We start from the raw sequence: 228 nt of genomic DNA on the forward strand, positions 1-228 counted from the left end.
AACTCCTCGAACAACCGCTCAAACGTCTGACGAACGGGCTGGGTCATGACATTGGCATGGGCGCGACAAGCCAGAATCATCCGCGAGGCATGATCGGTGACCGTCAGTGGGAAGCACCACTGGCCGTCCAGCATTTTGAACTGACCTTTGTAATCCGCGCACCACGTCTGATTGGGCTCGTTGGCTTCACGCATCTGCGTGGCACTCTTGCCATAGCGCCGTTTGGGG

1 pseudogene is annotated in these 228 nt (G+C 57.9%); it reads right to left on the reverse strand.

Going from position 1 to position 228, the window contains the following annotated elements:
• Positions 1–194, reverse strand: a pseudogene (locus tag NPS47_RS25605) (IS481 family transposase); the annotation flags it as partial.
• Between the last annotated feature and the right edge of the window lie 34 nt (positions 195–228).

This window comes from Pseudomonas putida (genome assembly GCF_028682475.1).
Taxonomy (GTDB): domain Bacteria; phylum Pseudomonadota; class Gammaproteobacteria; order Pseudomonadales; family Pseudomonadaceae; genus Aquipseudomonas; species Aquipseudomonas putida_AG.